Below are 23,551 nucleotides of genomic sequence, written 5' to 3' on the forward strand. Positions count from 1 at the left end.
CACGAGCGGCCGCGGTCACGCCCGCTACTCCCCGTGGAGGTGAAGCCTTCGGGCGAGCCCGTTCGCGACGTCGTCGAAGTACCGCGTCCCCCAGAGGGCGACGAGCAGGCCGCCGACGACGTCGAAGACGAGGTCGAGCGCGATATCGCGGAGGCCGTACTGCGCCAGGACGGGTTCGCCGCCGACGAGGGCTGCGATGCCGCCGGTGGCGAACTCCAGGATCTCCCAGGCCACCCCGATACCGAGGACGAAGAGGAGCACGAGCAGGACACGGAAGCGGGGCGGGAACTCGACCGCCGTGGAGTAGCGCTCGAGCGCGCCGACGATGGCGTAGCCGACGCCGGCCACCAGCGAGGCCGACACCGTGTGTGTCACCTGGTCGTACCAGCCGAACCACGCGTAGAGACCGAGCGCGCCGAGGGCGTGCAGCACCGCGGCGGTCGCGATCCACAGCGCGAGGCCGGCGCTGAGGTCGCGGTCGTACCGCCAGCGGACCAGCGTCGGGAACGCGGCCAGCGCGAGCGGGACGCCGGTGTTGACGATCAGCGTGTACTGGACGGTCGCAACGGCGTAGACGGTCGCCAGCACGAGGAACGCCTGCATTCCGCGGACGACGTACCGGAGCGTCGAGCCGCCGAGTGCGGTCCGGCGCCCCCGGCTCCCAGGGTCGCCCCGGTCGGGGGCCACCGTCGGTCCCGTCCGCTCGTGGTCGCTCGCCCGGAGGTAGAGGTCGAAACAGAGGCCGGCGACGAGGCCGACGGCCGTCGCCAGCACCAGGTCCCACATCAGTTCGTTCACGTCCGCGAGGAAGGCGGTCCCGAGGAGAGCGTCGGCGGTGAACTCGACGACCCCCCAGACGCCGGCGAACGCGGCGGTCGCGACCGTGACGAAGAGGACGCCGAACCGCGGCGTCATCTCGACGGCCGTGAACGCGTCGAGCTGGACCGCGACCACCAGCGCGAGGCCCGCGGTCGCGACGTAGCCCGCCGGCGAGACGTAGAACCCGAACGCGCGAACGAGCACGGCGACCAGCACGACCGCGAGCATCTCCCACCGGAGCATCGTCGTCCGCGACCGGCGGGTGACCGCCGGCCCGACCGCGACTGCGGCGGCGACGAGGGCGAACCCAGCCCAGAGCGGATCGCCACCGACGACGCTCACGACGGCTCCGACGACCAGTCCCACCACCGCGGCCCACGCCAGCGCGGCGTTGAGCCGTTCGTTCCCCAGGAGTCGGTCGAGCGAGGGCACGGTCGGGGGCAGTCGCTCGACGGCCTTATGTTTTGGAGGGGAGCCGACTCCCGCCCGGCCCGCTCAGAACTCCTCGACGTGGGGCCGGAGGTCGAGTTCGAGCGTCCACGCCGAGCGGTCCTGCTCGACGAGGTGCCAGTAGCTCTCCGCGATGGCGTCGGGGTCGAGGAACTCCGCGGTGTCACGGTCGCCGGGTCCGTCCGACGGGAGAATCTGCCCGTCGATGACGACGTGGGCGACGTGAATCCCCTCCGGGCCGAGTTCGCGGGCCATCGACTCGGCCATGCCGCGGCAGGCGAACTTGGCGGCCGAGAAGCCGATGGCGTTCTCGCGGCCCCGGACCGACGTGGTCGCGCCGGTGAAGATGATCGTCCCGTCGCCCTCGCTCTCGCGCATATCGGCGACGGCCTCCTGCGAGCAGTGCAGGGCGGCGCGGGGACCCACGTCGAGGGCCCGCTGGAACTCCGCGTCCGAGACGGCCTCCAGCCCCTTCCACGGGGCGGCGCTGGCGTGGTTGACCAGCACGTCGACCGGACCGAAGGCCTCCCGAACGTCGTCGAAGGCGGCCGCGATGTCGTTGGGGTCGGCGAGATCACACTCCACGGCGACGGCGTCGCCGGCGCTGTCCCCGAGGTCGGCGGCGAGGTCGGCGAGGTAGTCCCCGCTCCGGGCGAGCAGGCCGACCGAACAGCCCTCGGCGGCGAACTTGCGGGCGAGCGATTCACCGAGGCCGGGACCGACGCCAGCGACGACGACAGTGCGTGCCATACCCGTCCTGTGGCGGCCATCGGCAAAAGTCGTCCCCCGCCGTCCCGACTGGCGGGCCCGCCGCGGTCGCCCCGCCAGCGACCCCACCGCCCGGTGCCCGCCACCCCCTGTCGGCCGCCCGACACGCAGAATTACCACAATAGCTAGATGTCGGCGCGCGATAGCAGCGACACCGAAAAATCACGCACGTAGGAAAAAACCCGGAAAAGGTTGCCGGCAGTTGCGGCCGTCACGTCCGGTTTTTATCGCCCTCGGCCCCGGGTGTATGTCACGGGTTATCCCACACCACCCAAAGTTAAGAGGAGCCCTTCCTTTGGGGGTGGTGTATGCCGGAATGTCAGAACTGCGGCGCTTTTGTAACGGCCGCCTATGCACGGGTGTTTACACCGAACGGCATCCAGAAACCACGGGTCTGCCCGCAGTGTGAGGACAAGATTCGCGACGGTGCGGACGTTCGACAGGCGCGCTCGACGCGACGCGGGTAAGGAACCACCCCCCTCTTCTCGACCCACCCTCGATACCTCGGAGCGGTCGCTCGCCCGGTTCGTCACACCGCAGCGTCGAGCACGTCCCGGGCCTCGGCGAAGACCGCGTCCGCCCGCGTTTCGTCGCGGGCTTCGGCCGTGATGCGGACGAGCGGCTGTGTCCCGCTGGCTCGCAGGAGGAACCAGCCGTCGCCCAGGTCGACGCGGACGCCATCGAGCGTCGACACGTCCTCGTACGCCGCGGTGACGCGCTCGGCGACCCGCTCCATCACCGCCCGCTTCTCGTCGGTCCCGACGCTGTCCCGGCGAATCGGATAGGTCTCCACCTCGGCGGCCCGTTCCGCCAGTGGTCGGTCGCTCGCGAGCGCGGCGAGTTTGCAGGCCGCCAGCGGCCCGTCCGGGCACAGCGTCGCGTCGGGCCAGATCCACGCGCCGCTGGGCTCGCCGCCGAAGACGACGCCCTCGTCGGTCACACGCTCGGCCACGTACACGTCCCCGACCTTCGTTCTGGTGACCGACACGCCAGCCTCGGCGAGGTGGTCGTCGACGGCGAGGCTGGTGTCGACCGGCGCGGCGACGCGGTCGCCCTCGCTCGCGGCCGCCCGGGCGAACAGCGCGAGCGTCACGTCCCCGGAGAGGTAGGTGCCGTCGCCGGCGACGGCGCGGGTGCGGTCGGCGTCCCCGTCGTGGGCGATGCCGAGGTCGGCGTCGCTCTCGGCGACGAGCGACGCGAGCGACGTGCAGTGCTCGGCGGTCGGCTCGCTCGGTCGACCCGGGAACGCGCCGTCCGGCTGGGCGTTCAGCGTCTCCACGTGGCAGCCGAGCCGCTGGAGGGCGTCGACGGTGACGCCACCGGCGCCGTTGCCCACGTCGACGACCACCGTCGGCGGGTCGTCGACGGCCACGGCGTCGGCGAGGGCCTCGACGTGGCGCTCGCGGGCGTCGGCCGACTCGCGCCCGCCCAGGTCGTCCCACGCCCGGAGGTCGGCGGCGTCCTCGCGGACCCGCTCGCTGATGCGCTCCCGGCGGGGTTCGTCGAAGGCCTGCCCGCTCGGTTGCCAGAGTTTGAGCCCATTGTCCGCGGGCGGGTTGTGCGAGGCCGTGATGGCGACGCCGGCGTCGGCGTCCTCCCAGCCGACGGCGCGGGCGACCGTCGGGGTCGCCGCCAGCCCGAGATCGACGGCGTCGGTGCCGGACTCCCGGAGGCCGGCAGTGAGCGCGTCGGTCAGCAGCCGGCCGCTCTCGCGGGCGTCCCGGCCGACGACGACCCGCTCGGCCTCGACGCCGAGCGCGCGCCCGACCGACAGCGCCAGTTCGGCCGTCACCGTCTCCCCCACCGGGCCGCGGATGCCGCTCGTTCCGAACATACCCGACCCCTCGACCGTCGCCCCCAAAAGTATCCGGCTCCTGGGTCGGGGGACTTTTGGTCACGGCCGGGCGTGAATCGGGTATGAAACGCGGCGGGAGCGAGGCGAAAAAGCGGCGCGCGGCGGAGTCCGCCGTCGAAGCCGTCGACGACGGGCGGGTCGTCGGTCTCGGGACCGGGAGCACGACCGCGTTCGCCATCCGTGAACTCGGCCGGCAGGTCGACGCCGGCCTCGACGTCCGCGGCATCCCCACCTCCTTCCAGGCCCGCGAACTCGCCCGCGAGGTCGGGGTGCCGCTGACGACGCTCGACGACGCCACGCCCGACGTCGCCATCGACGGCGCCGACCAGGTCGCCGCCGGCGACTGCATCAAGGGCGGCGGCGCGGCCCACGCCCGCGAGAAGATCGTCGACGCCGCCGCCGATCGCCTCGTCCTCGTCGTCGACGACTCGAAACTCGCCGCCCAGCTAGCAGTGCCGGTTCCAGTCGAGGTCCTCCCCGACGCCCGGCGCACCGTCGCCGACGCCGTGCGGGAACTCGGCGGCGACCCGGAGCTCCGGGCCGCCGAGCGGAAGGACGGCCCCGTCGTCACCGACAACGGGAACCTCGTGCTCGACTGTGACTTCGGGGCCGTCGACGCGCCGGGCGCGCTGGCAGCGGACCTCTCGGCACGCCCCGGTGTCGTCGAGCACGGCCTGTTCGTCGGGCTCGCGGACGCAGTACACGTCGGAACCGAGGAGGGCGTGCGCGTCGAAACCGTCGGCGACTGACCGGCCGGCTACTCCGCGGCGACGGCCTCGGCTTCCCGGCCGACGTCCTCGAAGAGGAGATCGGCGGCCTTCTCCGCGACCATGATGACGGGAGCGTTGGTGTTGCCGCTGGAGATGGTCGGCATGACGGAGGCGTCGGCGACGCGGAGGCCCTCGATACCGTGGACGCGCAGACGGTCGTCGACGACGGCCATGTCGTCGTCGCCCATCTTGCAGGTCCCGACCGGGTGGTAGACGGTGTGGGCGGTCTCGCGGATGTGCTCGCGGATTCCCTCGTCGGTAGTCACGTCCGCACCGGGCCAGACCTCCTCGCCGCGGATGTCGTCGAAAGCGCTGGACTGGGCGATCTCGCGTGCCTTCTTGACGCCCTCGACGAGGACGTGCATGTCCCCCTCCTCGGTGAGGTAGTTGGGGTCGATGGCGGGGTGGTCGAAGGGGTCGTCGGAAGCGAGAGTGATCTCCCCGCGGCTCTCCGGCCGCAGCTGGGTCGCACCGATGGAGAAGCCGTGGCCGTCCGCGGGGTTGTCGAAGCCGTGGTTCATGAAGAAGCCGGGGCCGAAGTGGAACTGCAGGTCCGGCGCGGGTTCGTCCTCGTCGACGTAGGTGAACCCGCCGGTCTCGGCGACGTTCGAGGTGAGCGGCCCGGACTTGAACAGGAACCACTTCGCGAGGTTGAGCAGGCCCTCGGCCTCGTCCAGGGTGTCCGTCTCGGTGGTCTCGTAGACGGTGAAAGCGAAGAGGTGGTCCTGGAGGTTCTTGCCGACGCCGGGCAGGTCCTGCTGGACCTCGATGCCGTGGTCTTCGAGGTGGTCGGCGGGACCGATGCCCGAGAGCATGAGCAGTTGCGGGGAGTTGACGGCGCCGGCCGTGAGGACGACCTCGCCGTCGGCGGCCGCCTCGTAGCGGGTCCCGTTCTGCTCGAACTCGACGCCGCTGGCGCGGTCACCGTCGAACGTGACCCGGGTGACCTGCGCGCCGGTCTCTGCGGTCAGGTTCGGCCGGTCGAGCACCGGCTTGAGGTAGGCGTCGGCGGCGCTCCAGCGTTTCCCGTCTTTCTGGGTGAGGTGGTAGTAGCCGACGCCCTCCTGGGTGGCGCCGTTGAAGTCGTCGTTGCGGGGGATGCCGACCTCGGTCGCGCCGTCGACGAACCGCTGGGCGAGCCCCCGGGGGTCCTCGGGGTCGGTGACGTTCAGCGGGCCGCCCGTGCCGTGGTACTCGCCGGCGTCGCCGCCCGCGGCCGACTCGAAGTGTTCGCCGCGTTTGAAGTAGGGGAGCACGTCGTCGTAGCTCCAGCCCTCGTTGCCCCGCTCGGCCCAGGTGTCGTAGTCGTGGGGCACGCCACGGATGTAGATCATGGCGTTGATCGAACTGGACCCACCGAGGGTCTTCCCGCGGGGCCAGTACAGCTCCCGGTCGTGCATCTCCGACTGTGGCTCGGTGTAGTACTCCCAGTCGCTGTCGGTTTTGAACAGCTCCGAGAACGCCGCCGGAATGGTGATTTCGCTCTCGTCGTCGGGTTCGCCGGCCTCCAGCAGGAGCACCGAGTCCCCGTCGGCCGACAGCCTGTTCGCCATCACACACCCGGCCGATCCCGCACCGACCACGACGTAGTCGTACGTGCCAGCGTTCCGTGTCATATGGTCACACCGTCCGCGAGTGGAAGCACCCAGCACACTAAAAAACCGGGGCCGAATCGGGCGTTTCAGCGGCCAGTGCTGCGGCTCAGGGGTCTGGCGAAAAAAGAATCGAGTGGACGCCTTACAGGTCGCGAGGCTGGACGGTCTTTCGGTCGTTGGACTCCGCGCGTCGCGCGGCGTCCTCGAGCAGTTCCTCGACTTCGTCGTCGAGTGCGGTGTAGAAGTCGGAGGCCACGTTCATATCATCGAGCGCTTCCTTCACGGCGGCTTTGACGATCAGGTCTGCCATACAGGCCGTCTTTCCGATGGGTGGTTTAAATACTTTCCTGAAGGAACCCATTCTCGCCGGTGCTCACGGGGGTTTGAGCGGTTCTGTGGGTAGTGGACCTTTTAAACCCGGAGTGTATTTATAAGTAATCGAACGGAGTTGTGGGTAAAACGGGGTGGAATTCACGTTCGCGGCCCGGAGCGGCGTTCTCGCGCGCGCTCCGTGGGCACGCGTGGAGTCGATGGGTAGGAGTGGGTCGAGGGGCGAGGGAGAGTATGCGCGAGTTACTGGAAGCGGTCGCGGCCGGCGAGGTCAGCCCCGCAGAGGCGGAGGCGGAGCTGGCTGGCTACGCGACCGGCGACGCGGGACGGTTCGACGCCGCACGGGAGAAGCGCGCGGGCGTACCCGAGGCCGTGCTAGCCGACGGGAAGACGACGGCGGAGGTCGCCGACCTCGCCACGACCGCCGTCGAGACGACCGGCCGGGCCATCGTGACGCGACTCGACGAGGAGGCGGCGGCGACCGTCACCGGCGTCGTCCACGAGTACGACGCGGACGCGACGGTCGACTACGACGACCGGGCCGGCGTCCTCGTCGCGACGAGCGCCGAGTTCGAGCGGCCAGCCCTCGACGCCACCGTCGGGATCGTCACCGCCGGCACGGCCGACGCGGTGCCCGCGGGCGAGGCCGCCGCGGTGATCCGCGAGATGGGGGCGGCCGTCGAGCGCGTCGACGACGTGGGCGTCGCCGGCATCGCCCGCCTGTTCGACCGCCTCGACGATCTCCGGGACCTGGACGTGCTGATCGTCGCTGCCGGCCGCGAAGGCGCGCTCCCGACGGTCGTCGCCGGTCTCGTGGACACCCCGGTCATCGGCCTCCCCGTCTCTACCGGCTACGGTCACGGCGGCGCCGGCGAGGCCGCCCTCTCGGGCCTGCTCCAGTCCTGTACCGCCCTCACAGTCGTCAACGTCGACGCCGGTTTCACCGCCGGCGCGCAGGCCGGCCTGGTCGCCCGAGCCATCGACGCCGCCCGCGACGCCTGACCGCCGATCCGCCGGCCCGGCCGGCGCGCGAATCGGCCAAATTATCCGGATCTGACGGCGCTCCGCGGCGTGCCTTACTGGTTTGGTGTCGAGTATAACGGTATCCAGTCCCAAGGTATAGTACCGACAGCGGACGGCTGTCGGCACTCCACAAATGCCAGAGTGTGACCACTGTAGCGCGCACGTGTCCGAGCAGTTCGCTCGGGTCTTCGCGGACGAGACCGGGCGTATCCACGCCTGCCCGAGTTGCTCGGCGAACGCTGGCATCGCCGAGGTTGCTCGCGAGCGCGCCCCCGAAGCATGACGGCCGCTGTGGCCACCCGAACCGTGGTTTGAGTACCACGCGAAGCCCACTTCGTATGCGCCGCGGTGCCCGGACCGTCACGGCGACGGCGGGACGGTCCGCTTTCCGCTTCACGACGACACCCGGAGCCGCAGCCGTCGCCGGGTTTTTGCCCACTCGGCGGCCACTCCGGACCGTGGCCGACCACCACGTCTACGTCCTGCGCTGTGCCGACGACACGCTCTACACGGGCTATACGACCGACGTCGAGCGCCGGGTCGCGGAACACGACGCCGGCGAGGGCGCCAAGTACACCCGCGGTCGGACGCCCGTCGACCTCGTCCACGTCGAGTCGTTCGCGTCGCGGTCGGCCGCGATGTCCCGCGAACACGAGATCAAGGCGCTCTCGCGGGCCGAGAAGGAGTCGCTAATCGACTAGTCGAGCCGGCGCTCGACGGCCGAGCCGACCACGAGCCCGGCGGCGATGCCCCCGCCGATGGCGAGCCACTGGGGGACGCCGAGCGCGAACGCGAGCGCCGCGAGGCCGGTCGCGACGAGGCCGGCCGCGAGCGCGCTGGCGAGGGTCCGGCGAACGTCGCTGCCGTCGGTCATCGCCGGGAGGACGGGGCGGGGAGAGGAATCGGTTTCGGCCCCGTTGCGGGAGCTTTTTGCGGGATGCTACTGGACTGACGTGTATGGAAGAGGTCACGTTCGGGACCGACGGCTGGCGGGCGACCCTGGAGACGTTCACCGACCGACGCGTGCGGATCGTCGGGCAGGCCGTCGCCACGTACCTCCGTGACGAGGGTACAGTCGGGACCGTCGGCATCGGCTACGACGCGCGGGAGCACTCCCGGGGCTTCGCCGAGGAACTGGCCCGCGTGCTGTGTGCGAACGGCTTCGACGTGTTGCTCTCGGACCGGGACTGCCCGACGCCGGCGCTGGCCTGGACGGTCCGGGACCGTGACCTCGTCGGCGGGCTCGTCCTCACCGCTTCGCACAATCCCCCCGAGTACAACGGTATCAAGTTCGTCCCCGCGGACGGGACGCCGGCCCTCCCCGACGTGACCGACGCTATCGAAACGCGGCTGGCCGAGCCGGAGAATCGCCCCGAAGACGAACACGGGAGCGTCACCGAGTCCGACCTCATCGGCCCGTACGTCGAGCACCTCCAGTCGTTCGTCGGCGTCGACCTCGACGGCCTGCCGGTGGTCTACGACGCCATGCACGGGAGCGGCCGGGGCGTCACCGACCGCCTCCTCGATGCCGCCGGCGCCGAGGTCGAACGGCTCCGCTGCGAGCAGGACCCCGAGTTCGGCGGGTCCCCGCCGGAGCCGAGCGCCGAACGCCTCGACGAACTGGTCGAGCGCGTCCGGGAGAGCGAGGCCGCACTCGGCATCGCCAACGACGGCGACGCCGACCGCATCGGCGTCGTCACGCCCCAGCGTGGCGTCCTCGACCCCTCTCTCTTCTTCGCCGCCGTCTACGACTACCTCCTTGAGACGAACGAGGGCAGCGCCGTCCGGACCGTCTCGACCAGTTCTATCGTCGACCGCGTGGCCGAGGCCCACGGTGAGTCCGTCGCCGAGACGCCGGTCGGCTTCAAGTGGGTCGCCGAAGCCATGGGCGAGACGGGGGCGCTGATGGGCGGCGAGGAGTCCGGCGGCTTCGGCGTCGCCGGCCACCTCCGCAACAAGGACGGCGTCTGTCTCGCCCTGCTGTCGGCCGCCGCCACCGCCGCCGAGTCGCTGGACGACCGCGTCGACCGGCTGGAGGCCGACCACGGCGAAATCCACCAGGACCGGGTCAGCGTCGACTGCCCCGACGAGCGCAAGGCCGGCGTCGTCGCCGACCTCGACGGCGCCCTGCCCGACGAGATCGCCGGCAGCGCCGTCGAGCGCGTCAACGACGTGGACGGGTTCAAGATCTTCCTCGCCGACGGCTCGTGGCTGCTCGTCCGGCCGAGCGGGACCGAGCCGAAACTCCGGGTCTACGCCGAGGCCACCAGCGACGCACGCGTCGCCGAACTCCTCACAGCGGGCCGGGAGATCGTCGAACCGCTGGTGTAGGGGGGCGCGGAACCGCTGCACAACGAGGCGTCAGCCTCACCCGTCGTCGGCCGTCCACACGCCGCGATAGCGCCCCGTTTCGTCGGCCGGTTCGACCGCGAAGCCGAGCGACTCGTAGAAGGGCCGCACGCGGGCGTCGAACTCGGCGACGAGTCGCTCGCGGCGCTCCGTGGCGGCCGCGACCAGCGCCGTCCCGATACCCTGATCGCGACGGTTCCGCCGGACGGCGACGGCCTCGATTTCGTCGCCGACGAGCAGGAGCGCGCCGAGGACCCGCTCGCCGGCGACGGCCACGAACACGTCCTCGGCGTCGATGGCCCGCCGGACCGTCTCCACGTCCGTCTCCAGCACGGCGGCGTCGAAGACCGTCATCACCGCCGGGAGGTCGTCGACCGTGGCAAGTCGGACCCGGACGGTCCCGTCCGCGCCCGCCGCGCCCTCCGTACCGGAGCCGTCCATCACTTCGAGGTTCTCCCTCGACGGCAAAAAATCCGCCGTAACTACGTGGTAACCTCGTCGGCCGCCACTAGCCGCCCCGGACCAGCCGGAGGACGCGCACGTGGTCGGCGTCGACCGGTCGGTCCTCCGGGACGGGGGTGCCGTCGACCATCACCGACACCTCGTGGGGGCTGTAGTCGACGACGTCGAGGAGGTCGGCGTAGGTCGGCTCGGCGGCGTCGAGGGCCGCGAGGTCGATTTCCCGCGTTTCCTCGCCGACGACTTCGACCGTGACCATGTGCGAGGGTTCGCGCGTGGCGGCTTCAGCGTATCGGGACGCCGAAAGCGGAGCGCACAGGTGCTGGAGGCGGACCAGGGCCCGGCGGCGTGACGAGGTGCCGGCCGAGCGCGGCGACCGCGCCCCGGTCCCACGCAGTTTAAGAGCGGCCCGGGCCTGGGTTCGAGCATGAGCGAGGCCGACACGGAGCCGCGGGCGGGGCGGGACGAGATCTGGATCGAGAAGTACCGCCCCCAGAACCTGGACGACATCGTCGGGCAGGAGACCATCACCGAGCGCCTGCAGAGCTACGTCGAGCGCAACGACCTCCCCCACCTCATGTTCTCCGGGCAGGCCGGCATCGGCAAGTCCACGGCGGCGCTGGCCGTCGCCCGCGAACTCTACGGCGAGGACTGGCAGGAGCACTTCCTCGAACTCAACGCCTCCGACCAGCGCGGCATCGACGTGGTCCGCGAGCGCATCAAGAGCTTCGCCCGCTCGTCGTTCGGCGGCGCCGAATACCGCATTATATTCCTTGATGAAGCGGACAGTCTTACCTCAGATGCTCAGTCAGCACTCCGCCGGACGATGGAGCAGTTCTCCAACAACGTCCGGTTCATCCTCTCGTGTAACTACTCCAGTCAGATCATCGACCCCATCCAGTCGCGGTGTGCGGTCTTCCGCTTCGCGCCGCTGGGCGACGAGGCCGTCGAGGAGCAGGTCCGCATCATCGCCGAGGAGGAGGGCATCGAGCTGACCGACGACGGAATCGAGGCGCTGGTCTACGCCGCCGACGGCGACATGCGGAAGGCCATCAACGGCCTCCAGGCGGCCTCCGTCACCGGCGACACTGTCGACGCCGAGGCGGTCTACGCCATCACGTCGACGGCCAGGCCCGAGGAGATCGAGGAGATGGTCACGGAGGCGCTGGACGGCGATTTCGTCGCCGCGCGGTCGACGCTCGACACGCTCCTCACCGAGGAGGGGATCGCCGGTGGCGACGTCATCGACCAGCTCCACCGCTCGGTCTGGGAGTTCGACCTCGACGACGAGGCCGCCGTCGTCCTCCTGGACCGGATCGGCGAGGCCGACTACCGCATCACGGAGGGGGCCAACGAGCGGATTCAGCTGGAAGCCCTGCTCGCGTCGCTCGCGCTGGACGACTGAAGCGCGTCGCTGCCGACGACCGAGAGCGGGACCCCGATTTTCAGCGCCGCATCGACGACCAGCCGTGCGGGGACGAGCCACTCGCCCGCGGCGAGGGCGAAGCCAGGCTCGCCGAGGAGCCACAGTACGGGGTACAGCGAAAAGAGGGCGACGACGAGCAGCCGCGTCCGGGCAAAGAGGGCAGCGACAGTGGGCCCGGACGACGTGGCCGCCCGGCCGAGCGGGCCAAAGAGGACCCACAGGAGCGCGCAGAAGGCGCCGACGGCGACCGCGAGCCACGCGAGTTTCGCGGTGCCGGTCGTGACCGTCGCGAGCAGCGTCGCGAGCATGGTGTAACCGCCGACTGCCATCCCGGTGGCGGTCGTCGTTCGGTCGGCGTCCGCGAGCAGGGCCAACAGGAGGACGAACAGCGGAATCGCCGTCAGTCCGTCGGCGAACCGCCCCCAGTAGACGAGGCGGTCGCCGACGCGGAGGGCGAACCCGGTCGCCATCAGAAGGTACCAGGTGCCGATAGAGAGCGGGACGAACGTGCAGATAACGCCGATTGCGCGGGCGTGGTCGTCGAGGCCGCGGGCGAGGGCGGCGACGAGCACCGCCCCGACGCCGAAGGCGGCGGCACCGGCCCAGAGCAGCGACGTCATGGGTTCAGTTGCCAGATCCGGTAGTTCAGGGCGGCGGCGAAGGAAACCCAGGCGAGGTAGGGAACGAGCAGGAGTGCGGCCCGGCGGTCGACGCGGGCGAACGCGGCGATGGTGGCGACGACCCCGACCCAGAGGACGGCGATGACTGTGAGACCGCCGGCCGGCCAGCGCAGGCCGAAGAACACCCCCGACCACGCGACCTGAACGACGTACTGGAGGGCGAAGATCGCGAGCGCGACGCGGACCGCTCTCCGCTCCAGGTCAGCCCGCCAGACGAGCCACGCCGCGACCCCGAGCAGGGCAAAGAGGATCGTCCAGACGGGGCCGAACACCCAGCTCGGCGGTGTGAAGGCCGGTTTCGCGAGCGTCGGGTACCACGCGGTGACGCCGTCCCCCGACAGGAGGACGCCGGAGGCGCCGACGAGTTCGCAGGCGAGGACGGTGGCGACGAGCGAACCGACGGGGTGGCGGTCGGGGAGGGACGCGACGCGGGCCATCGAAGACGACATGGTGAACCCGTCCACGCGAACTGATATCAAACCTCGGCCCGGTCGGGAGTCGCCGGCGCACCACAGCACGCGGGCGTGACAAAAACCGCCGGACTCGAGCGGGTTCGGATCGGCCGTTCTGGGGCTTCGGAACTGTTTTAGGCTCAGGTTGGCCACCTAGTGGCAACGAATGAGTCTCGAGGAGGAGTACCAACTCGACTACTTCGAGGAGGAGGGCTTCGTCCGGAAGGAGTGTCCGGAGTGTGGGGCCCACTTCTGGACGCGGGACGGGGACCGCGAGACCTGTGGCGAACCCCCCTGTGCGGAGTACAGTTTCATCGACGACCCCGGCTTTGCCGAGTCCTACACGCTGGAGGAGATGCGCGAGGCATTCCTGTCTTTCTTCGAGGACCACGACCACGAGCGCATCGACCCGTACCCGGTCGCCGCCAACCGCTGGCGCGACGACGTGCTCCTGACGCAGGCGTCGATCTACGACTTCCAGCCGCTCGTCACCTCCGGGGAGACGCCGCCGCCCGCGAACCCCCTCACCATCAGCCAGCCCTGCATCCGGATGCAGGACATCGACAACGTCGGCAAGACCGGGCGCCACACCATGGCCTTCGAGATGATGGCCCACCACGCGTTCAACGCCCGCGAGGACCTCGACGACCCCGAGCAGTACGCCTACGAGGGCGAGGTCTACTGGAAGGACGAGACGGTCCGGCTCTGTGACGAACTGTTCGAGGAGATGGGCGCCAATCTCGACGAGATCACCTACATCGAGGACCCGTGGGTGGGCGGCGGCAACGCCGGCCCGGCCATCGAGGTCATCTACCGCGGTGCCGAACTCGCCACGCTCGTCTTCATGTCCATGGAGCAGGACCCGGACGGCGAGTACGAGATGAAAGACGGCAACCGCTACAGCCCGATGGACACCTACATCGTCGACACGGGCTACGGGCTGGAGCGGTGGACCTGGATGAGCCAGGGCACGGCCACGGTGTACGAGGCCATCTACCCGGACATGATCGACTTCCTCACGGACAACGCCGGGATCGACCACAGCGACGAGGAGGCGGCGATCATCCACGACGCCGCGCGGCTCTCCGGGAGTCTCGATATCGACGACGTGGACGACGTGGAGGCCGCCCGCGCCGATATCGCCGCGGAACTGGGCGTCGACGTCGACCGCCTCCGGGACCTCGTCGAACCGCTGGAGGACATCTACGCCATCTCCGATCACTGCCGGACGCTCGCGTACATGCTCGGGGACGGTATCGTCCCCTCGAACGTCGGCACGGGCTATCTCGCGCGGATGGTCCTCCGGCGGACGAAGCGGCTCTGTGACAACGTCGGCGTCGACGCGCCGCTGGACGAACTCGTCGATATGCAGGCCGAGCGGCTGGACTACGAGAACCGCGACACGATCCGGGACATCGTCCGCACGGAGGTCGAGAAGTACCGGGAGACGCTGGACCGCGGTGGACGGAAGGTCCGCCAGCTCGCCGACGAGTACGCCGAGCGGGGCGAGCCGATCCCCACCGACGAACTCATCGAGCTCTACGACTCCCACGGCATCCAGCCGGACATGGTCGAGGAGATCGCCGCCGAAAAGGACGTCGACGTGGCGATTCCCGACGATTTCTACGCGCTGGTCGCCGACCGGCACGGCGGCGGCGACGCCGAGGAAGCGGCCGCGGAGGCCGGCGACGACCGGCTCGCCGAACTGCCCGATACCGACCGGCTCTACTACGAGGACCAGGAGCGCACGGACTTCGAGGCGGTCGTGCTGGACGTCCTCGAACGGGAGGACGGTGAATACGACGTGGTGCTCGACCAGACGATGTTCTACCCGGAGGGCGGTGGGCAGCCGCCGGATCACGGGACGCTGTCGACGGACGACGTGACCGCCGAGGTCACGGACGTTCAGACCAGAAACGGCGCCGTCGTCCACCGGACCGACGCCGACCCGGGCAAAGGCGAGTTCGTCCGCGGGCAGGTCGACGCGACGCGGCGCCGGCGGCTGATGCGCCACCACACTGCCACCCACATCGTCGGCCACGCCGCCCGGGAGGTCCTGGGCGACCACATCCGGCAGGCCGGCGCGCAGAAACACACCGACAGCGCGCGCATCGACGTGCGCCACTACGAGCCCATCAGCCGCGAGGAGGTCAAGGAGATCGAGCGGCTGGCGAACGGTATCGTCACCGAAAACGCGTCGGTCACCCAGGAGTGGCCCGACCGCCACGAGGCCGAGGAGGAACACGGCTTCGACCTCTACCAGGGCGGCATCCCGGCCGGCGAGCAGATCCGCCTGATCCACGTCGACGACGACGTACAGGCCTGTGGCGGCACGCACGTCTCCCGGACCGGCGACATCGGGACGATCAAGATTCGGGGGACCGAGCGCATTCAGGACGGCGTCGAGCGCATCACCTTCGCCGCCGGCGAGGCGGCCATCGAGGCCACACAGGCGACCGAGGACGCACTCTACGAGGCCGCCGAGACGCTGGACGTGAACCCCCGGGACGTGCCCGAGACCGCCGCCCGCTTCTTCGACGAGTGGAAGGAACGGGGCAAGACCATCGAGGACCTCAAGTCGGAGCTGGCGGAGGTCCGGGCCGCGGGCGGGGCCGACGGCGAAGAGGTCGAGGTCGGCGACGCGACGGCCGTGATCCAGCGGCTCGACGCGGACATGGACGAGATGCGCGCGACGGCCAACGCCCTCGTCGAGGACGGGAAGATCGCAGTCGTGGGCAGCGCGCCGGACGGCGTCCCCGCGAGCGACGCGAGTGGGGGCTCGGCGGACGAGGGAAGCGAGTCCGGCGGCGCACAGTTCGTCGTCGCCGTCCCCGACGGGTCGGAGGTCGACGCCGGCGAGGTCGTCGGCGAACTCGCCTCGCGGGTCGGCGGCGGCGGTGGCGGCCCGCCGGACTTCGCACAGGGCGGCGGTCCCGACGCCGACGCGCTCGACGACGCGCTCGACGACGCACCGTCGATCCTCAAGCAGGTTCTGAACGCCTGAGGACCGTCGGAAGGGGCATCCGAGCGGTCGCTAATCGGCGGGGCGCTCGGAGCGGAATCGCCTGATTTCCGCGCGGAGCGCCGACCGCTTGAGCAGCAGGAAACCGGCGAGGATCAGGCAGAAGCCGCCCACCGTCCACGCCGACACCGGTTCGTCGAGCAACAGCCAGCCGGTGGCCGTGGCGACGACCGGGACCACGTAGGAGACGAGGTTCGTCTCCAGCGGGCCGAAGTTCGCCAGCAGCCAGAAGTAGATCAGGAAGGCAACGGCGGTCGCGAGGACCGCCAGGTACGCGAGAACGCCGAGCGCGAGCGGCGGCGTCGGGCCCGCGAGCGGCGACTCGCCGGTCAGGAGACTCCCCGCGTGGAGGAGCACTGCGCCGACGAGCATCGACCACGCGGTGAACGGCGCCCGCGGCAGCGTCGACTCGGAGCGGCGGACGAGAACGCTCCCGACCGCGACGCTGAGGGCGGCCAGCGCGACGAGGCCCTTGCCGACGACGCCCGCGGCGAGGAGGTTGTCGGGGTCCGGGCGGGCGATGGCCGCCACGCCGGCGAAGCCGACCGCGAGGCCGACGAGGCCGACGGACGTGAAGCGTTCCTCGGGGAGCAGCCCCCAGGCGGCGACGGTCGTCAGGATCGGGATGAGGCTGTAGATGATCGACGCGACGCCGGCGGTCGTCGACTGCTGGCCGACGAACAGCAGGCTGTTGCCCGCGATCATGAACGTGCCGCTAGCCAGGACCACCCACAGGTCCGCCCGGGTCCGTGGCCGCCAGTGCGAGGCGGTGACGGCCGCGTACGCCAGCAGGAGGAGGCCGGCGATATCGTACCGGGCGGCGGCGAAGAAGACCGGCGGGAACGTCTCCAGACCCACCTCGATGGCGGGGAACGAGCCGCCCCAGAGTGCGGCGAGGCCGAGAAACAGCGCGACGGAGCGGTATCGTGACACTGCCGGGCAAATGGCCGCCGAGCACGTAATACGTACGGGTGTTTCGGCCGCCCGACGCCGGCGGTTCCCGGGGGCGGTGGCCGTCCGGTCACCGCTGGCGCGATCCAGGAGGACTGAAGCCCCTCCACCCGAAACGTGTCGAGACATGCCGACCACGACCAACGACGGGGTGGAGCTGTGCTACGAGACGACCGGCGACGGCCCGACGGTGGCGTTCGTCGAGCCGGTCGGCTACGGCGCGTGGTGCTGGTCGTGGCTGGTCGACGCGCTCGGCGAGCGCTTCGAGCGACTCGTCTGGGACCTCCGGGGCACGGGCCGCTCGGACACCCCCGAGGGACCGTACGACGTGGCGACGCTCGCGAGCGACCTCGAAGCCGTCCTGCACGACCACGGCGCCGGCGACGTCCACCTCGTCGGCGCGGGGCTGGGCGGGATGGTCGCCCTGCAGTACGCGCTGGGCGGCACCCGAGCGTCGACGCTGACGCTTCTGGGAACGACCGCCGATGGGTCGCGCGTGGACGCGGACGCGCTGGACGCGCTCGGCGCGCCGCGGGACGACCCCGACGCGCTCCGCGAGTCGCTCCGGGGCGCATTCTCTGCGGGCGTCGTCGACGATCACCCGGACATTGTCGACCGCATCGTCGAGTGGCGCCGCGAGGACGACGCGAGCGCGGCCGCTCGTGCGGCGCAGGCGGCGGCGATGACCGGCTTCGATGTCACCGATTCGCTGTACGAGATCACGACGCCGGCGCTGGTCTGTCACGGCCGGGCCGACGCGGTGGTGCCGGTCGCGGCGGGCGAGCGGTTGGCCGAGGGACTCCCCCGTGGGGAGTTTCGCCCGGTCGAGGCGGGCCACCTCGTCGCCGTCGAGGAGCCGGCGGTCGTCGAGGCCGAGCTGTTCGCGTTCCTCGAGGACCACGCGGCGCTGTGATGGGTGTGAAACGGCTGGACGGGGACGGTCGCAGGGGTCGGCGAGTCAGTCGCCGCCCGCGTCCTCGGGCGCGTCGGTGACGAACATCGTGCCGATGTCGACCGGTTCGCCGTCGGCGTCGTCACCGCGGTAGAGCGCGAGGTCGTAGTTCGCGGGGTCGAGCGGCGGGGCGAGCGCCGCCTCCACGCGAATCAGGGCCTCGTCCTCGCCGACGGCGCTGACGGTCCGCCGGTCGTCGTCGCCCGCGGCGGCCGTATCGAGGGTGACCGTGACGCGGCCGTCGTCGTCACCGTCGCGGAGGAGGGCTTCCAGCCGGTAGTTGACGGACTCCTCGCCGACGGTCAGCGTGGCCGCCTCGGCGTCCTCGGGGAGGGTGACGGTGAGGTTCGTCCGCTCGCCCTGTGGCGCGTGGGCGATTGCGTCGGCGAGTCCCGCCTCGGTGGGCTTGGCGCAGTCGTCCGAACACGCCGCGACGACGCCGCTCCGGTTACCGATGCGGTGGCCGTCGTACTGCGCGATTACCTCGAACGAGGAGTCGGGTTCGATGGTCGACAGGTCGACCGTGGCCGCGAAGGTGCCGTTCTCGGTCACGACCGCCTCGGTCGTCCGGAGGAAAGGATTGGACCCGGTGCTGACGAGCCGCACCACCAGTACGCTCCCGGGTTCGAGGTCGGTCTCGCCGGTGAGGCGCTGGCCGGTCGCGTTGACCGGGCGGAGCGTTCCGTTCTCGGGGTCGAAGGAGGCGTTCGCGGCCGGCGGCTGGCCGTCACCGATTTCGACGACGGTGGCGTTCTCGAGGTCCTCGGTGTCGACCGTGAGCGGGTCGGTCGGCTCCCCGACGACCCGCCCGGAGGCGTTCGCCAGCCGCTCGCCGTCGTGGCGGACGGTCGCGGCGAAGGTCGGCTGGTCGGCGACCGAGGCGAGGTCCACCGTCGCCGTCCAGGTGCCGTCGTCGGCGACGGTCGCGTCGGCCGTCCGCAGGAACGGCGTGGCCGAGTTACTCGACCGGAGGCGGACGGTCAGCGTCGTGCCGGCCGCGAGGTCGCTCTCGCCGGTTATCGTCTGATTCGGCGCGGCCTCCAACGTCAGCGTGCCGTTCCCGGTGTCGATGGTCGTGCCGTCGTCGGTGGCCGTCCCGTCGGCCGGCGCGTCCGTCGTCGCCGGGGCGGTCGCGGCGGGGCCGGACGCGGCCGGTCCCGCGGCCGTCACGCCGGAGACCGCCACGAGACCGACGGCCACGCCAACGGCGAGCGCGGCCACGAGCCGGCGGTTCATCCGATCACCCCCGGACGGTCGAGGTGGTGTGGAGGGTCGATGCGGGTCGTATCGCCCGCGAACGGGTCGCGGAGCGGGGTCGGTCGGAACATCGCACTCGAACGGAGGAGTCCACACAAAGAATGCCCAGCGAATGGTTAAAATCGGAGTGTAGTCGCCCCGGCCGTCTCGAAGGGGCCCCTAAACACCAGTATCCGTTATAATCATTATAAATCATTAAATTTATTCGGGTCGCGTCCTCGACGTGACGACACGCCCGGGCCCGGGCGGTCCGTGTGAGCGAGGGCGTCCGGGCGGCGACCGGGCTGGCGCGGTGGTCACAGGCGCGTCCGCGGTGACGAAGCGTCGTGGACCACCGCGTTCCGTCGTATCGTGCGCCAACCGAGAGAGCCTGGATGCCGTTCGAGCAGTCACCGCATCCGCCACTGCGGCCGAACCCCCACCTCACCCCGGAGTTCCCGTCGTCGCGACCCGTGCCGCCGCGGCACGGGTCCGGGCCCGTCCGGGCACGTTTTTTGACCGCGGGGCCGTTCGTCCCGGCATGGCTACCGACGGCGATCCCGGTCTGCCGCTGTTCGTGGGCGGAATGCTCGCCGCGATCTGTCTGTTCGTCGCCGGGCTGACCTACGTCGTCGTGCCCGGTGGCCTCGGCGAAGGTGGGCCAGTGGTCGGCCTCGCCGTCGGCATCGCCGGCCTCGGCGTCGTCTTCCTCGCGCTCGGGGCCGTCATCGCCGCCGCCGTCGCCGTCCGTAACGGCTGATTCGCGGCAAGCCCTGCCGAATCGAAGGGCGTTTGAGGGCCGGACCCCTGTTTCGTATCGATGGAACGGCCACGGATCGCCCTGCTGAACGCGGCTCACGACCCCGGAGACACCCGCCGGAACTTCCGGCGCGAACTCGATGGCGACCTCGTCGAGTTCCACTGTCCCGAGGGCGAGGTGCCCGAGAGCTTCCGGTACGACGGGTTCGTCGTCACCGGCTCGCGGGCCTCCGTCTACTGGGAGCGGGAGTGGATCGGCCGGCTCAAGACCTGGGTCGGCGAGGCCATCGAGGCCGGCCTTCCCGGACTGGGCGTCTGTTACGGCCACCAGTTGCTCGCCGACGTCATGGGCGGCCGCGTCGAGGCCATGGACGACTACGAGATCGGCTACCGCACCGTCGAGCAGGACGGCGACAACCGCCTCCTCGACGGCGTCGACGAGGATTTCACGGTCTTCACGACCCACTCCGACCGCGTCGTCGAGGCGCCGCCGGGCGCCACCGTCTTCGCGAGAAACGACTACGGCATCCACGGCTTCCGCAAAGGGCGCGTCTTCGCCGTCCAGTTCCACCCCGAGTACGACGTGGCGACCGCCGAGTCGGTAACCAAAGGGAAGGACGACCAGCTCTCCGCGGAGCGCATCCAGGAGGTGCTCGACGGCATCACCGCCGAGAACTACGACGCCGCCTGCGAGGCCAAGCGACTGTTCGACAACTTCACTGCCTTCGTCCTGGACGTTCGGGAGGACTGCGGGAGCAGTCAGTCCGCGAGCGCGGCCGACGACTGAACGGGCGCGGCCTTCCTGACGCCGGCGTCGACGCCGACCAGCACCGCGACCGCGAGCACGATGAGTGCGCCCTGTCGGAGCGTCGGGAGCAGCCCCAGCGAGACGATGAGCGTCGTCGCACAGGCCGGCGCGTGGCGCAGGTCGGTCACGAGCATCGCGCCGGCGGTCAGCACCACCGAGACGACCGCGCTGGCCGCGAGCCGCGCGCCCGCCACGGACGCCGGTTCGAGCGACGTCGGCACGCCCAGTCCGGCGGCGAGCGTGTGGTAGGCGAGCAGTCCCGCGACCACGCCGAGCGCGTGCCCGCCGACGACGCGCCGTGGGCGAGCCGTCTCGCGGCCCGGCGCGACCGCCAGCACGTACGCCGTCGGTCCGAGGCTCGGGAAGACGACTGGGTAGCCCGACAGCCACGCGAGGACGCCGATCACGAACAGGTGGCTCCCCGCGACGGCCGCATCACGTCGCCACGACATGACGTGCCCGTATCCGAAGGCCCGCAAAAACGGTGACGGACTCGAAACGAGGGGGCAGGCTGTGAAAGAGGGGTTAACAACGTCCGACCAGTTGGGGAGTGTTTTTACCAGTGGAAGCCCAGGTATCGGTATGCTCGATTACTTCGATCTGGAGGCGGACCTGGGCGAGGAAGAGCGGATGATCCGCGACACGGCACGGGAGTTCGTCGAGGAGAAGGTGCGACCCGACATCGGCGAGCACTGGATCGAGGGGACCTTCCCGAAGGACCTCATCCCGGAGATGGGTGAGATGGGCTTTTACGCTCCCAATCTGGAGGGGTATGGCTCCCCGAACGTCAGCGAGCGGGCGTACGGGATCCTGATGCAGGAACTGGAGGCCTGTGACTCCGGCCTACGCTCGATGGCCTCCGTCCAGGGCGCGCTCGTGATGTACCCGATCCACGCCTACGGCAGCGAGGCACAGAAGGACCACTGGCTCCCGAAACTCGGCAACGGCGAGGCCGTCGGCTGTTTCGGCCTCACGGAGCCGGAACACGGCTCGAACCCCTCCGCCATGGAGACGCACGCCGAGGAGGGCGACGAGGGCTACATCCTCAACGGTGCCAAGACGTGGATCACGAACTCCCCACTCGCCGACGTGGCGGTCGTCTGGGCGCGGGACAGGACCGACCCCGACGAGCCGGTGCGGGGCTTCCTCGTCGAGACCGACCGCGACGGCGTCTCGACGAACAAGATCGACGAGAAGCTCTCGCTGCGGGCTTCGGTCACCGGCGAGATCGGCCTCAACGACGTGTACGTCCCCGAGGAGAACGTCCTGCCCGACGTGCAGGGCATGAAGGGACCGCTCAGCTGTCTCACGCAGGCCCGCTTCGGCATCGCCTGGGGTGCGGTCGGCGCGGCCCGTGACTGTTTCGAGACCGCTCGCCAGTACGCCAAGGACCGCGACCAGTTCGGCGGCCCCATCGGCCGGTTCCAGCTCCAGCAGGACAAGCTCGCGGAGATGGCGACGCAGATCACGCTCGCGCAACTGCTCGTCTATCGCCTGACCGACCTCAAAGAGCGGGGCGACATGCGGCCCCAGCACGTCTCGATGGCGAAACGCAACAACGTCCGCATGGCCCGCAACCAGTCCCGGATCGCCCGCGAGATCCTGGGCGGCAACGGCATCACCGCCGACTACTCGCCGATGCGCCACATGGCGAACATCGAAACCGTCTACACCTACGAGGGCACTCACGACATCCACACCCTCATCCTCGGCGAGGACCTGACCGGGTTGCAGGCGTATCAGTAGGCCCGGAACGGGTCAGTCGAATCGTCCAGTCTCGGCGCCACAGTCCCCGCAGATCGTCACCAGCGCCGAGCGGTCGTCGGCCATCTCGATCTCGTTTTCGGTGCGGCCCTCGCAGTCGGGACACTCCCGGAGCATGGTCGTCCGCCCCATGTCCTGCGGTGCACCCACGGCGAGCGCGACGACGCGGTCGTCGCCCTCGTTGGTGCCGAGTTGCCACTCGCCCGGCGCGAAGCGGACGGTCTCACCCGCCGCGACCGTCACGTCGCCGTCCTCCGTCTCGAAGGTCACGGTGCCCCGCTCGACGTAGAACATCTCCTCCTGGCCGTCGTGACGGTGGTAGCCGAAGCCGAAGCTCTCGCCCGGCGCGAGTTCGTAGTAGTTCAGCGCCACGTCAGTCGCGTCCAGCGCGCCGGCGAGGTCCCGCTTCACGTCGGCCGGTCCCATGCGGTCGTCCACGTCGTCGACATCCACGCGTTCCATACGTCAGCGTTCCCGCGCAGGGGACAAAAATCCAGTCCTACTCCTCGTCCTCCCAGTAGTCGCCGGCCGTCAGGGAGTGGCGCTCGCCGTCGAGGCGGAGCGTGCCCTCGCCGTCGAGGACGTAGATGGCCTCCTCGTTGCCGGTGTGGTAGTGATACGGCCAGGACCGCTTGCCCGGCGGGAGTTCGTAGAGCGAACAGCCGATCCCCTCGCCGTCGGCGGCAGCAGAGAGCTGTTTCCGGCGGAAGGCGGTCTCGCCGTGGTCCTCCTCGGTCCACTCCAGGTCGGATTCGTTGACCGTGGGCATAGGGGAGCGTCGACGGGCGACGGAAAAAATCCGGCGTGGATCGGCGGAACCGCGGGCGAGACTGACGGGTGAGGCTGGAGTGCGGTGCGTGGCGGGCGGCCAGTGGCGGGCGGGACGTGGGAGCGGGACGGCTCACTCGGGACCGTCGATGTCGAGTTCCTCTTCGAGGTCGGTGAGGGCGTCGCTGTCCGCGAGTGCCTCCATCTGTTCGCGGAAGTGCTCCTCGCAGACACCGACCTTGATGCCGTCCTTCTCGACCGCGACGTCCGCTTCGCGGTCGCAGTGGTGGCAGCGCATACACGGGAATAGAACGG

The 23,551-nt window shown here is 70.3% G+C and carries 27 protein-coding genes and 1 pseudogene; 12 read left to right on the plus strand and 16 right to left on the minus strand.

The window, feature by feature from the left end; all coding sequences use genetic code 11:
* Nucleotides 1-24 precede the first annotated feature (24 nt).
* Together MUG96_RS17215 and MUG96_RS17220 are read right to left on the minus strand one after the other, a co-directional pair.
* A complete protein-coding gene (locus MUG96_RS17215; protein ID WP_246984733.1) occupies nucleotides 25-1,251 on the minus strand; it encodes a DUF2238 domain-containing protein in 1,227 nt (408 codons plus the stop codon).
* A gap of 63 nt (nucleotides 1,252-1,314) precedes the next feature.
* The gene (locus tag MUG96_RS17220) at nucleotides 1,315-2,019 is read right to left on the minus strand and encodes an SDR family NAD(P)-dependent oxidoreductase (RefSeq protein ID WP_246984735.1); all 705 of its coding nucleotides are present in this window, start codon (nucleotides 2,017-2,019) and stop codon (nucleotides 1,315-1,317) included.
* 326 nt (nucleotides 2,020-2,345) lie between these two features.
* Here MUG96_RS17220 and MUG96_RS24400 point away from each other — a divergent pair, with 326 nt between their 5' ends.
* Nucleotides 2,346-2,504 (plus strand): DUF7563 family protein, encoded by a 159-nt coding sequence (locus MUG96_RS24400; protein ID WP_428222015.1) that lies wholly within the window; start codon nucleotides 2,346-2,348, stop codon nucleotides 2,502-2,504.
* Nucleotides 2,505-2,566: 62 nt separating this feature from the next.
* On the opposite strand, the gene glmM is transcribed toward MUG96_RS24400, so the two are convergent.
* A complete protein-coding gene (gene glmM / locus MUG96_RS17225) occupies nucleotides 2,567-3,871 on the minus strand; it encodes a phosphoglucosamine mutase (RefSeq protein WP_246984737.1) in 1,305 nt (434 codons plus the stop codon).
* Nucleotides 3,872-3,954: 83 nt separating this feature from the next.
* Here glmM and rpiA point away from each other — a divergent pair, with 83 nt between their 5' ends.
* Nucleotides 3,955-4,641 carry a ribose-5-phosphate isomerase RpiA gene (gene rpiA / locus MUG96_RS17230; RefSeq protein ID WP_246984739.1) on the plus strand — a complete coding sequence of 229 codons (687 nt, stop codon included), beginning with the start codon at nucleotides 3,955-3,957 and terminating at the stop codon, nucleotides 4,639-4,641.
* Nucleotides 4,642-4,649: 8 nt separating this feature from the next.
* Here rpiA and MUG96_RS17235 read toward each other — a convergent pair whose 3' ends face one another.
* Nucleotides 4,650-6,278, minus strand: a complete 1,629-nt coding sequence (locus MUG96_RS17235) for a GMC family oxidoreductase (RefSeq protein ID WP_246984740.1) — start codon at nucleotides 6,276-6,278, stop codon at nucleotides 4,650-4,652.
* 121 nt (nucleotides 6,279-6,399) lie between these two features.
* Nucleotides 6,400-6,567 carry a DUF1931 domain-containing protein gene (locus MUG96_RS17240; protein ID WP_246984741.1) on the minus strand — a complete coding sequence of 56 codons (168 nt, stop codon included), beginning with the start codon at nucleotides 6,565-6,567 and terminating at the stop codon, nucleotides 6,400-6,402.
* Nucleotides 6,568-6,821: 254 nt separating this feature from the next.
* On the opposite strand from MUG96_RS17240, the gene larB reads away from it, so the two are divergent.
* From larB to MUG96_RS17250, 3 genes are all read left to right on the plus strand, one after another.
* Nucleotides 6,822-7,589: a nickel pincer cofactor biosynthesis protein LarB gene (gene larB / locus MUG96_RS17245; RefSeq protein ID WP_246984742.1), complete on the plus strand. Its 768-nt coding sequence runs from the start codon at nucleotides 6,822-6,824 to the stop codon at nucleotides 7,587-7,589.
* Between the two features lie 154 nt (nucleotides 7,590-7,743).
* Complete coding sequence (locus MUG96_RS24405) at nucleotides 7,744-7,893, plus strand: DUF7563 family protein (protein WP_443984559.1); 150 nt, start codon at nucleotides 7,744-7,746, stop codon at nucleotides 7,891-7,893.
* A gap of 175 nt (nucleotides 7,894-8,068) precedes the next feature.
* Nucleotides 8,069-8,311, plus strand: a complete 243-nt coding sequence (locus MUG96_RS17250) for a GIY-YIG nuclease family protein (protein WP_246984743.1) — start codon at nucleotides 8,069-8,071, stop codon at nucleotides 8,309-8,311.
* Here the strand turns inward: MUG96_RS17250 and MUG96_RS17255 are convergent.
* Nucleotides 8,308-8,484 carry a hypothetical protein gene (locus MUG96_RS17255; protein WP_246984744.1) on the minus strand — a complete coding sequence of 59 codons (177 nt, stop codon included), beginning with the start codon at nucleotides 8,482-8,484 and terminating at the stop codon, nucleotides 8,308-8,310. The genes MUG96_RS17250 and MUG96_RS17255 overlap by 4 nt on opposite strands.
* 83 nt (nucleotides 8,485-8,567) lie before the next feature.
* Between MUG96_RS17255 and MUG96_RS17260 the strand changes: the two genes are divergently transcribed.
* A complete protein-coding gene (locus tag MUG96_RS17260; protein WP_246984745.1) occupies nucleotides 8,568-9,941 on the plus strand; it encodes a phosphoglucomutase/phosphomannomutase family protein in 1,374 nt (457 codons plus the stop codon).
* Between the two features lie 36 nt (nucleotides 9,942-9,977).
* Here MUG96_RS17260 and MUG96_RS17265 read toward each other — a convergent pair whose 3' ends face one another.
* Both MUG96_RS17265 and samp2 read right to left on the minus strand, forming a co-directional pair.
* Entirely contained in the window at nucleotides 9,978-10,400 is a 423-nt protein-coding gene (locus tag MUG96_RS17265) for a GNAT family N-acetyltransferase (protein WP_308220110.1), read from the minus strand.
* Between the two features lie 67 nt (nucleotides 10,401-10,467).
* Entirely contained in the window at nucleotides 10,468-10,677 is a 210-nt protein-coding gene (samp2, locus tag MUG96_RS17270; protein ID WP_246984747.1) for a ubiquitin-like small modifier protein SAMP2, read from the minus strand.
* Nucleotides 10,678-10,845: 168 nt separating this feature from the next.
* On the opposite strand from samp2, the gene MUG96_RS17275 reads away from it, so the two are divergent.
* Entirely contained in the window at nucleotides 10,846-11,823 is a 978-nt protein-coding gene (locus MUG96_RS17275) for a replication factor C small subunit (RefSeq protein WP_246984750.1), read from the plus strand.
* Here MUG96_RS17275 and MUG96_RS17280 read toward each other — a convergent pair.
* Together MUG96_RS17280 and MUG96_RS17285 are read right to left on the minus strand one after the other, a co-directional pair.
* On the minus strand, nucleotides 11,781-12,464 hold the full coding sequence (locus tag MUG96_RS17280) for a bacteriorhodopsin (protein WP_246984752.1): 684 nt from the start codon (nucleotides 12,462-12,464) through the stop codon (nucleotides 11,781-11,783). The genes MUG96_RS17275 and MUG96_RS17280 overlap by 43 nt on opposite strands.
* Complete coding sequence (locus MUG96_RS17285) at nucleotides 12,461-12,973, minus strand: TspO/MBR family protein (protein ID WP_246984755.1); 513 nt, start codon at nucleotides 12,971-12,973, stop codon at nucleotides 12,461-12,463. The genes MUG96_RS17280 and MUG96_RS17285 overlap by 4 nt, the downstream gene beginning before the upstream one ends.
* Nucleotides 12,974-13,142: 169 nt before the next feature.
* Between MUG96_RS17285 and alaS the strand changes: the two genes are divergently transcribed.
* The gene (gene alaS, locus MUG96_RS17290) at nucleotides 13,143-15,980 is read left to right on the plus strand and encodes an alanine--tRNA ligase (RefSeq protein ID WP_246984756.1); all 2,838 of its coding nucleotides are present in this window, start codon (nucleotides 13,143-13,145) and stop codon (nucleotides 15,978-15,980) included.
* Between the two features lie 30 nt (nucleotides 15,981-16,010).
* Here the strand turns inward: alaS and MUG96_RS17295 are convergent, their stop codons facing one another.
* Entirely contained in the window at nucleotides 16,011-16,931 is a 921-nt protein-coding gene (locus MUG96_RS17295) for a DMT family transporter (RefSeq protein ID WP_246984758.1), read from the minus strand.
* Nucleotides 16,932-17,076: 145 nt separating this feature from the next.
* Here MUG96_RS17295 and MUG96_RS17300 point away from each other — a divergent pair, with 145 nt between their 5' ends.
* A complete protein-coding gene (locus MUG96_RS17300; RefSeq protein WP_246984761.1) occupies nucleotides 17,077-17,862 on the plus strand; it encodes an alpha/beta fold hydrolase in 786 nt (261 codons plus the stop codon).
* Nucleotides 17,863-17,907: 45 nt separating this feature from the next.
* Here the strand turns inward: MUG96_RS17300 and MUG96_RS17305 are convergent, their stop codons facing one another.
* Nucleotides 17,908-19,137, minus strand: a complete 1,230-nt coding sequence (locus MUG96_RS17305) for a BGTF surface domain-containing protein (RefSeq protein WP_246984763.1) — start codon at nucleotides 19,135-19,137, stop codon at nucleotides 17,908-17,910.
* A 541-nt stretch (nucleotides 19,138-19,678) separates the two neighbouring features.
* Here MUG96_RS17305 and MUG96_RS17310 point away from each other — a divergent pair.
* Together MUG96_RS17310 and MUG96_RS17315 are read left to right on the plus strand one after the other, a co-directional pair.
* The gene (locus MUG96_RS17310) at nucleotides 19,679-19,897 is read left to right on the plus strand and encodes a hypothetical protein (RefSeq protein WP_246984766.1); all 219 of its coding nucleotides are present in this window, start codon (nucleotides 19,679-19,681) and stop codon (nucleotides 19,895-19,897) included.
* A gap of 60 nt (nucleotides 19,898-19,957) precedes the next feature.
* Nucleotides 19,958-20,683, plus strand: coding sequence for a type 1 glutamine amidotransferase (locus tag MUG96_RS17315; RefSeq protein WP_246984768.1), 726 nt, complete (start codon nucleotides 19,958-19,960; stop codon nucleotides 20,681-20,683).
* Here MUG96_RS17315 and MUG96_RS17320 read toward each other — a convergent pair.
* The gene (locus MUG96_RS17320) at nucleotides 20,656-21,156 is read right to left on the minus strand and encodes an HPP family protein (RefSeq protein WP_246984770.1); all 501 of its coding nucleotides are present in this window, start codon (nucleotides 21,154-21,156) and stop codon (nucleotides 20,656-20,658) included. The genes MUG96_RS17315 and MUG96_RS17320 overlap by 28 nt on opposite strands.
* 130 nt (nucleotides 21,157-21,286) lie before the next feature.
* Between MUG96_RS17320 and MUG96_RS17325 the strand changes: the two genes are divergently transcribed.
* Nucleotides 21,287-22,450, plus strand: coding sequence for an acyl-CoA dehydrogenase family protein (locus MUG96_RS17325; RefSeq protein ID WP_246984772.1), 1,164 nt, complete (start codon nucleotides 21,287-21,289; stop codon nucleotides 22,448-22,450).
* A gap of 12 nt (nucleotides 22,451-22,462) precedes the next feature.
* Here MUG96_RS17325 and MUG96_RS17330 read toward each other — a convergent pair whose 3' ends face one another.
* The 3 genes and pseudogenes from MUG96_RS17330 to MUG96_RS17340 form a co-directional block, all read right to left on the minus strand.
* Nucleotides 22,463-22,930 carry a cupin domain-containing protein gene (locus MUG96_RS17330; protein WP_246984774.1) on the minus strand — a complete coding sequence of 156 codons (468 nt, stop codon included), beginning with the start codon at nucleotides 22,928-22,930 and terminating at the stop codon, nucleotides 22,463-22,465.
* 55 nt (nucleotides 22,931-22,985) lie between these two features.
* Nucleotides 22,986-23,237 (minus strand): annotated as a pseudogene (locus tag MUG96_RS17335) (cupin domain-containing protein); the annotation flags it as partial.
* Between the two features lie 132 nt (nucleotides 23,238-23,369).
* The gene (locus MUG96_RS17340; RefSeq protein WP_246984776.1) at nucleotides 23,370-23,534 is read right to left on the minus strand and encodes a DUF6757 family protein; all 165 of its coding nucleotides are present in this window, start codon (nucleotides 23,532-23,534) and stop codon (nucleotides 23,370-23,372) included.
* Nucleotides 23,535-23,551 lie beyond the last annotated feature (17 nt).

It is taken from the genome of Halorientalis marina (assembly GCF_023028345.1).
Classification (GTDB): domain Archaea; phylum Halobacteriota; class Halobacteria; order Halobacteriales; family Haloarculaceae; genus Halorientalis; species Halorientalis marina.

Bases quoted from the DNA above. Each gene is read 5' to 3' on its own strand.
- MUG96_RS17280 (WP_246984752.1), bottom strand. From the start codon at position 12,464: ATGACGTCGCTGCTCTGGGCCGGTGCCGCCGCCTTCGGCGTCGGGGCG.
- MUG96_RS24400 (WP_428222015.1), top strand. From the start codon at position 2,346: ATGCCGGAATGTCAGAACTGCGGCGCTTTTGTAACGGCCGCCTATGCA.
- MUG96_RS17305 (WP_246984763.1), bottom strand. From the start codon at position 19,137: ATGAACCGCCGGCTCGTGGCCGCGCTCGCCGTTGGCGTGGCCGTCGGT.
- MUG96_RS17330 (WP_246984774.1), bottom strand. From the start codon at position 22,930: ATGGAACGCGTGGATGTCGACGACGTGGACGACCGCATGGGACCGGCC.
- glmM (WP_246984737.1), bottom strand. From the start codon at position 3,871: ATGTTCGGAACGAGCGGCATCCGCGGCCCGGTGGGGGAGACGGTGACG.
- MUG96_RS17255 (WP_246984744.1), bottom strand. From the start codon at position 8,484: ATGACCGACGGCAGCGACGTTCGCCGGACCCTCGCCAGCGCGCTCGCG.
- larB (WP_246984742.1), top strand. From the start codon at position 6,822: ATGCGCGAGTTACTGGAAGCGGTCGCGGCCGGCGAGGTCAGCCCCGCA.
- MUG96_RS17300 (WP_246984761.1), top strand. From the start codon at position 17,077: ATGCCGACCACGACCAACGACGGGGTGGAGCTGTGCTACGAGACGACC.
- MUG96_RS17220 (WP_246984735.1), bottom strand. From the start codon at position 2,019: ATGGCACGCACTGTCGTCGTCGCTGGCGTCGGTCCCGGCCTCGGTGAA.
- MUG96_RS17285 (WP_246984755.1), bottom strand. From the start codon at position 12,973: ATGTCGTCTTCGATGGCCCGCGTCGCGTCCCTCCCCGACCGCCACCCC.
- MUG96_RS17275 (WP_246984750.1), top strand. From the start codon at position 10,846: ATGAGCGAGGCCGACACGGAGCCGCGGGCGGGGCGGGACGAGATCTGG.
- MUG96_RS17240 (WP_246984741.1), bottom strand. From the start codon at position 6,567: ATGGCAGACCTGATCGTCAAAGCCGCCGTGAAGGAAGCGCTCGATGAT.
- MUG96_RS17320 (WP_246984770.1), bottom strand. From the start codon at position 21,156: ATGTCGTGGCGACGTGATGCGGCCGTCGCGGGGAGCCACCTGTTCGTG.
- MUG96_RS17235 (WP_246984740.1), bottom strand. From the start codon at position 6,278: ATGACACGGAACGCTGGCACGTACGACTACGTCGTGGTCGGTGCGGGA.
- MUG96_RS17310 (WP_246984766.1), top strand. From the start codon at position 19,679: ATGGCTACCGACGGCGATCCCGGTCTGCCGCTGTTCGTGGGCGGAATG.
- MUG96_RS17260 (WP_246984745.1), top strand. From the start codon at position 8,568: ATGGAAGAGGTCACGTTCGGGACCGACGGCTGGCGGGCGACCCTGGAG.
- MUG96_RS17315 (WP_246984768.1), top strand. From the start codon at position 19,958: ATGGAACGGCCACGGATCGCCCTGCTGAACGCGGCTCACGACCCCGGA.
- rpiA (WP_246984739.1), top strand. From the start codon at position 3,955: ATGAAACGCGGCGGGAGCGAGGCGAAAAAGCGGCGCGCGGCGGAGTCC.
- samp2 (WP_246984747.1), bottom strand. From the start codon at position 10,677: ATGGTCACGGTCGAAGTCGTCGGCGAGGAAACGCGGGAAATCGACCTC.
- MUG96_RS17325 (WP_246984772.1), top strand. From the start codon at position 21,287: ATGCTCGATTACTTCGATCTGGAGGCGGACCTGGGCGAGGAAGAGCGG.
- MUG96_RS17340 (WP_246984776.1), bottom strand. From the start codon at position 23,534: ATGCGCTGCCACCACTGCGACCGCGAAGCGGACGTCGCGGTCGAGAAG.
- MUG96_RS17265 (WP_308220110.1), bottom strand. From the start codon at position 10,400: ATGGACGGCTCCGGTACGGAGGGCGCGGCGGGCGCGGACGGGACCGTC.
- MUG96_RS24405 (WP_443984559.1), top strand. From the start codon at position 7,744: ATGCCAGAGTGTGACCACTGTAGCGCGCACGTGTCCGAGCAGTTCGCT.
- alaS (WP_246984756.1), top strand. From the start codon at position 13,143: ATGAGTCTCGAGGAGGAGTACCAACTCGACTACTTCGAGGAGGAGGGC.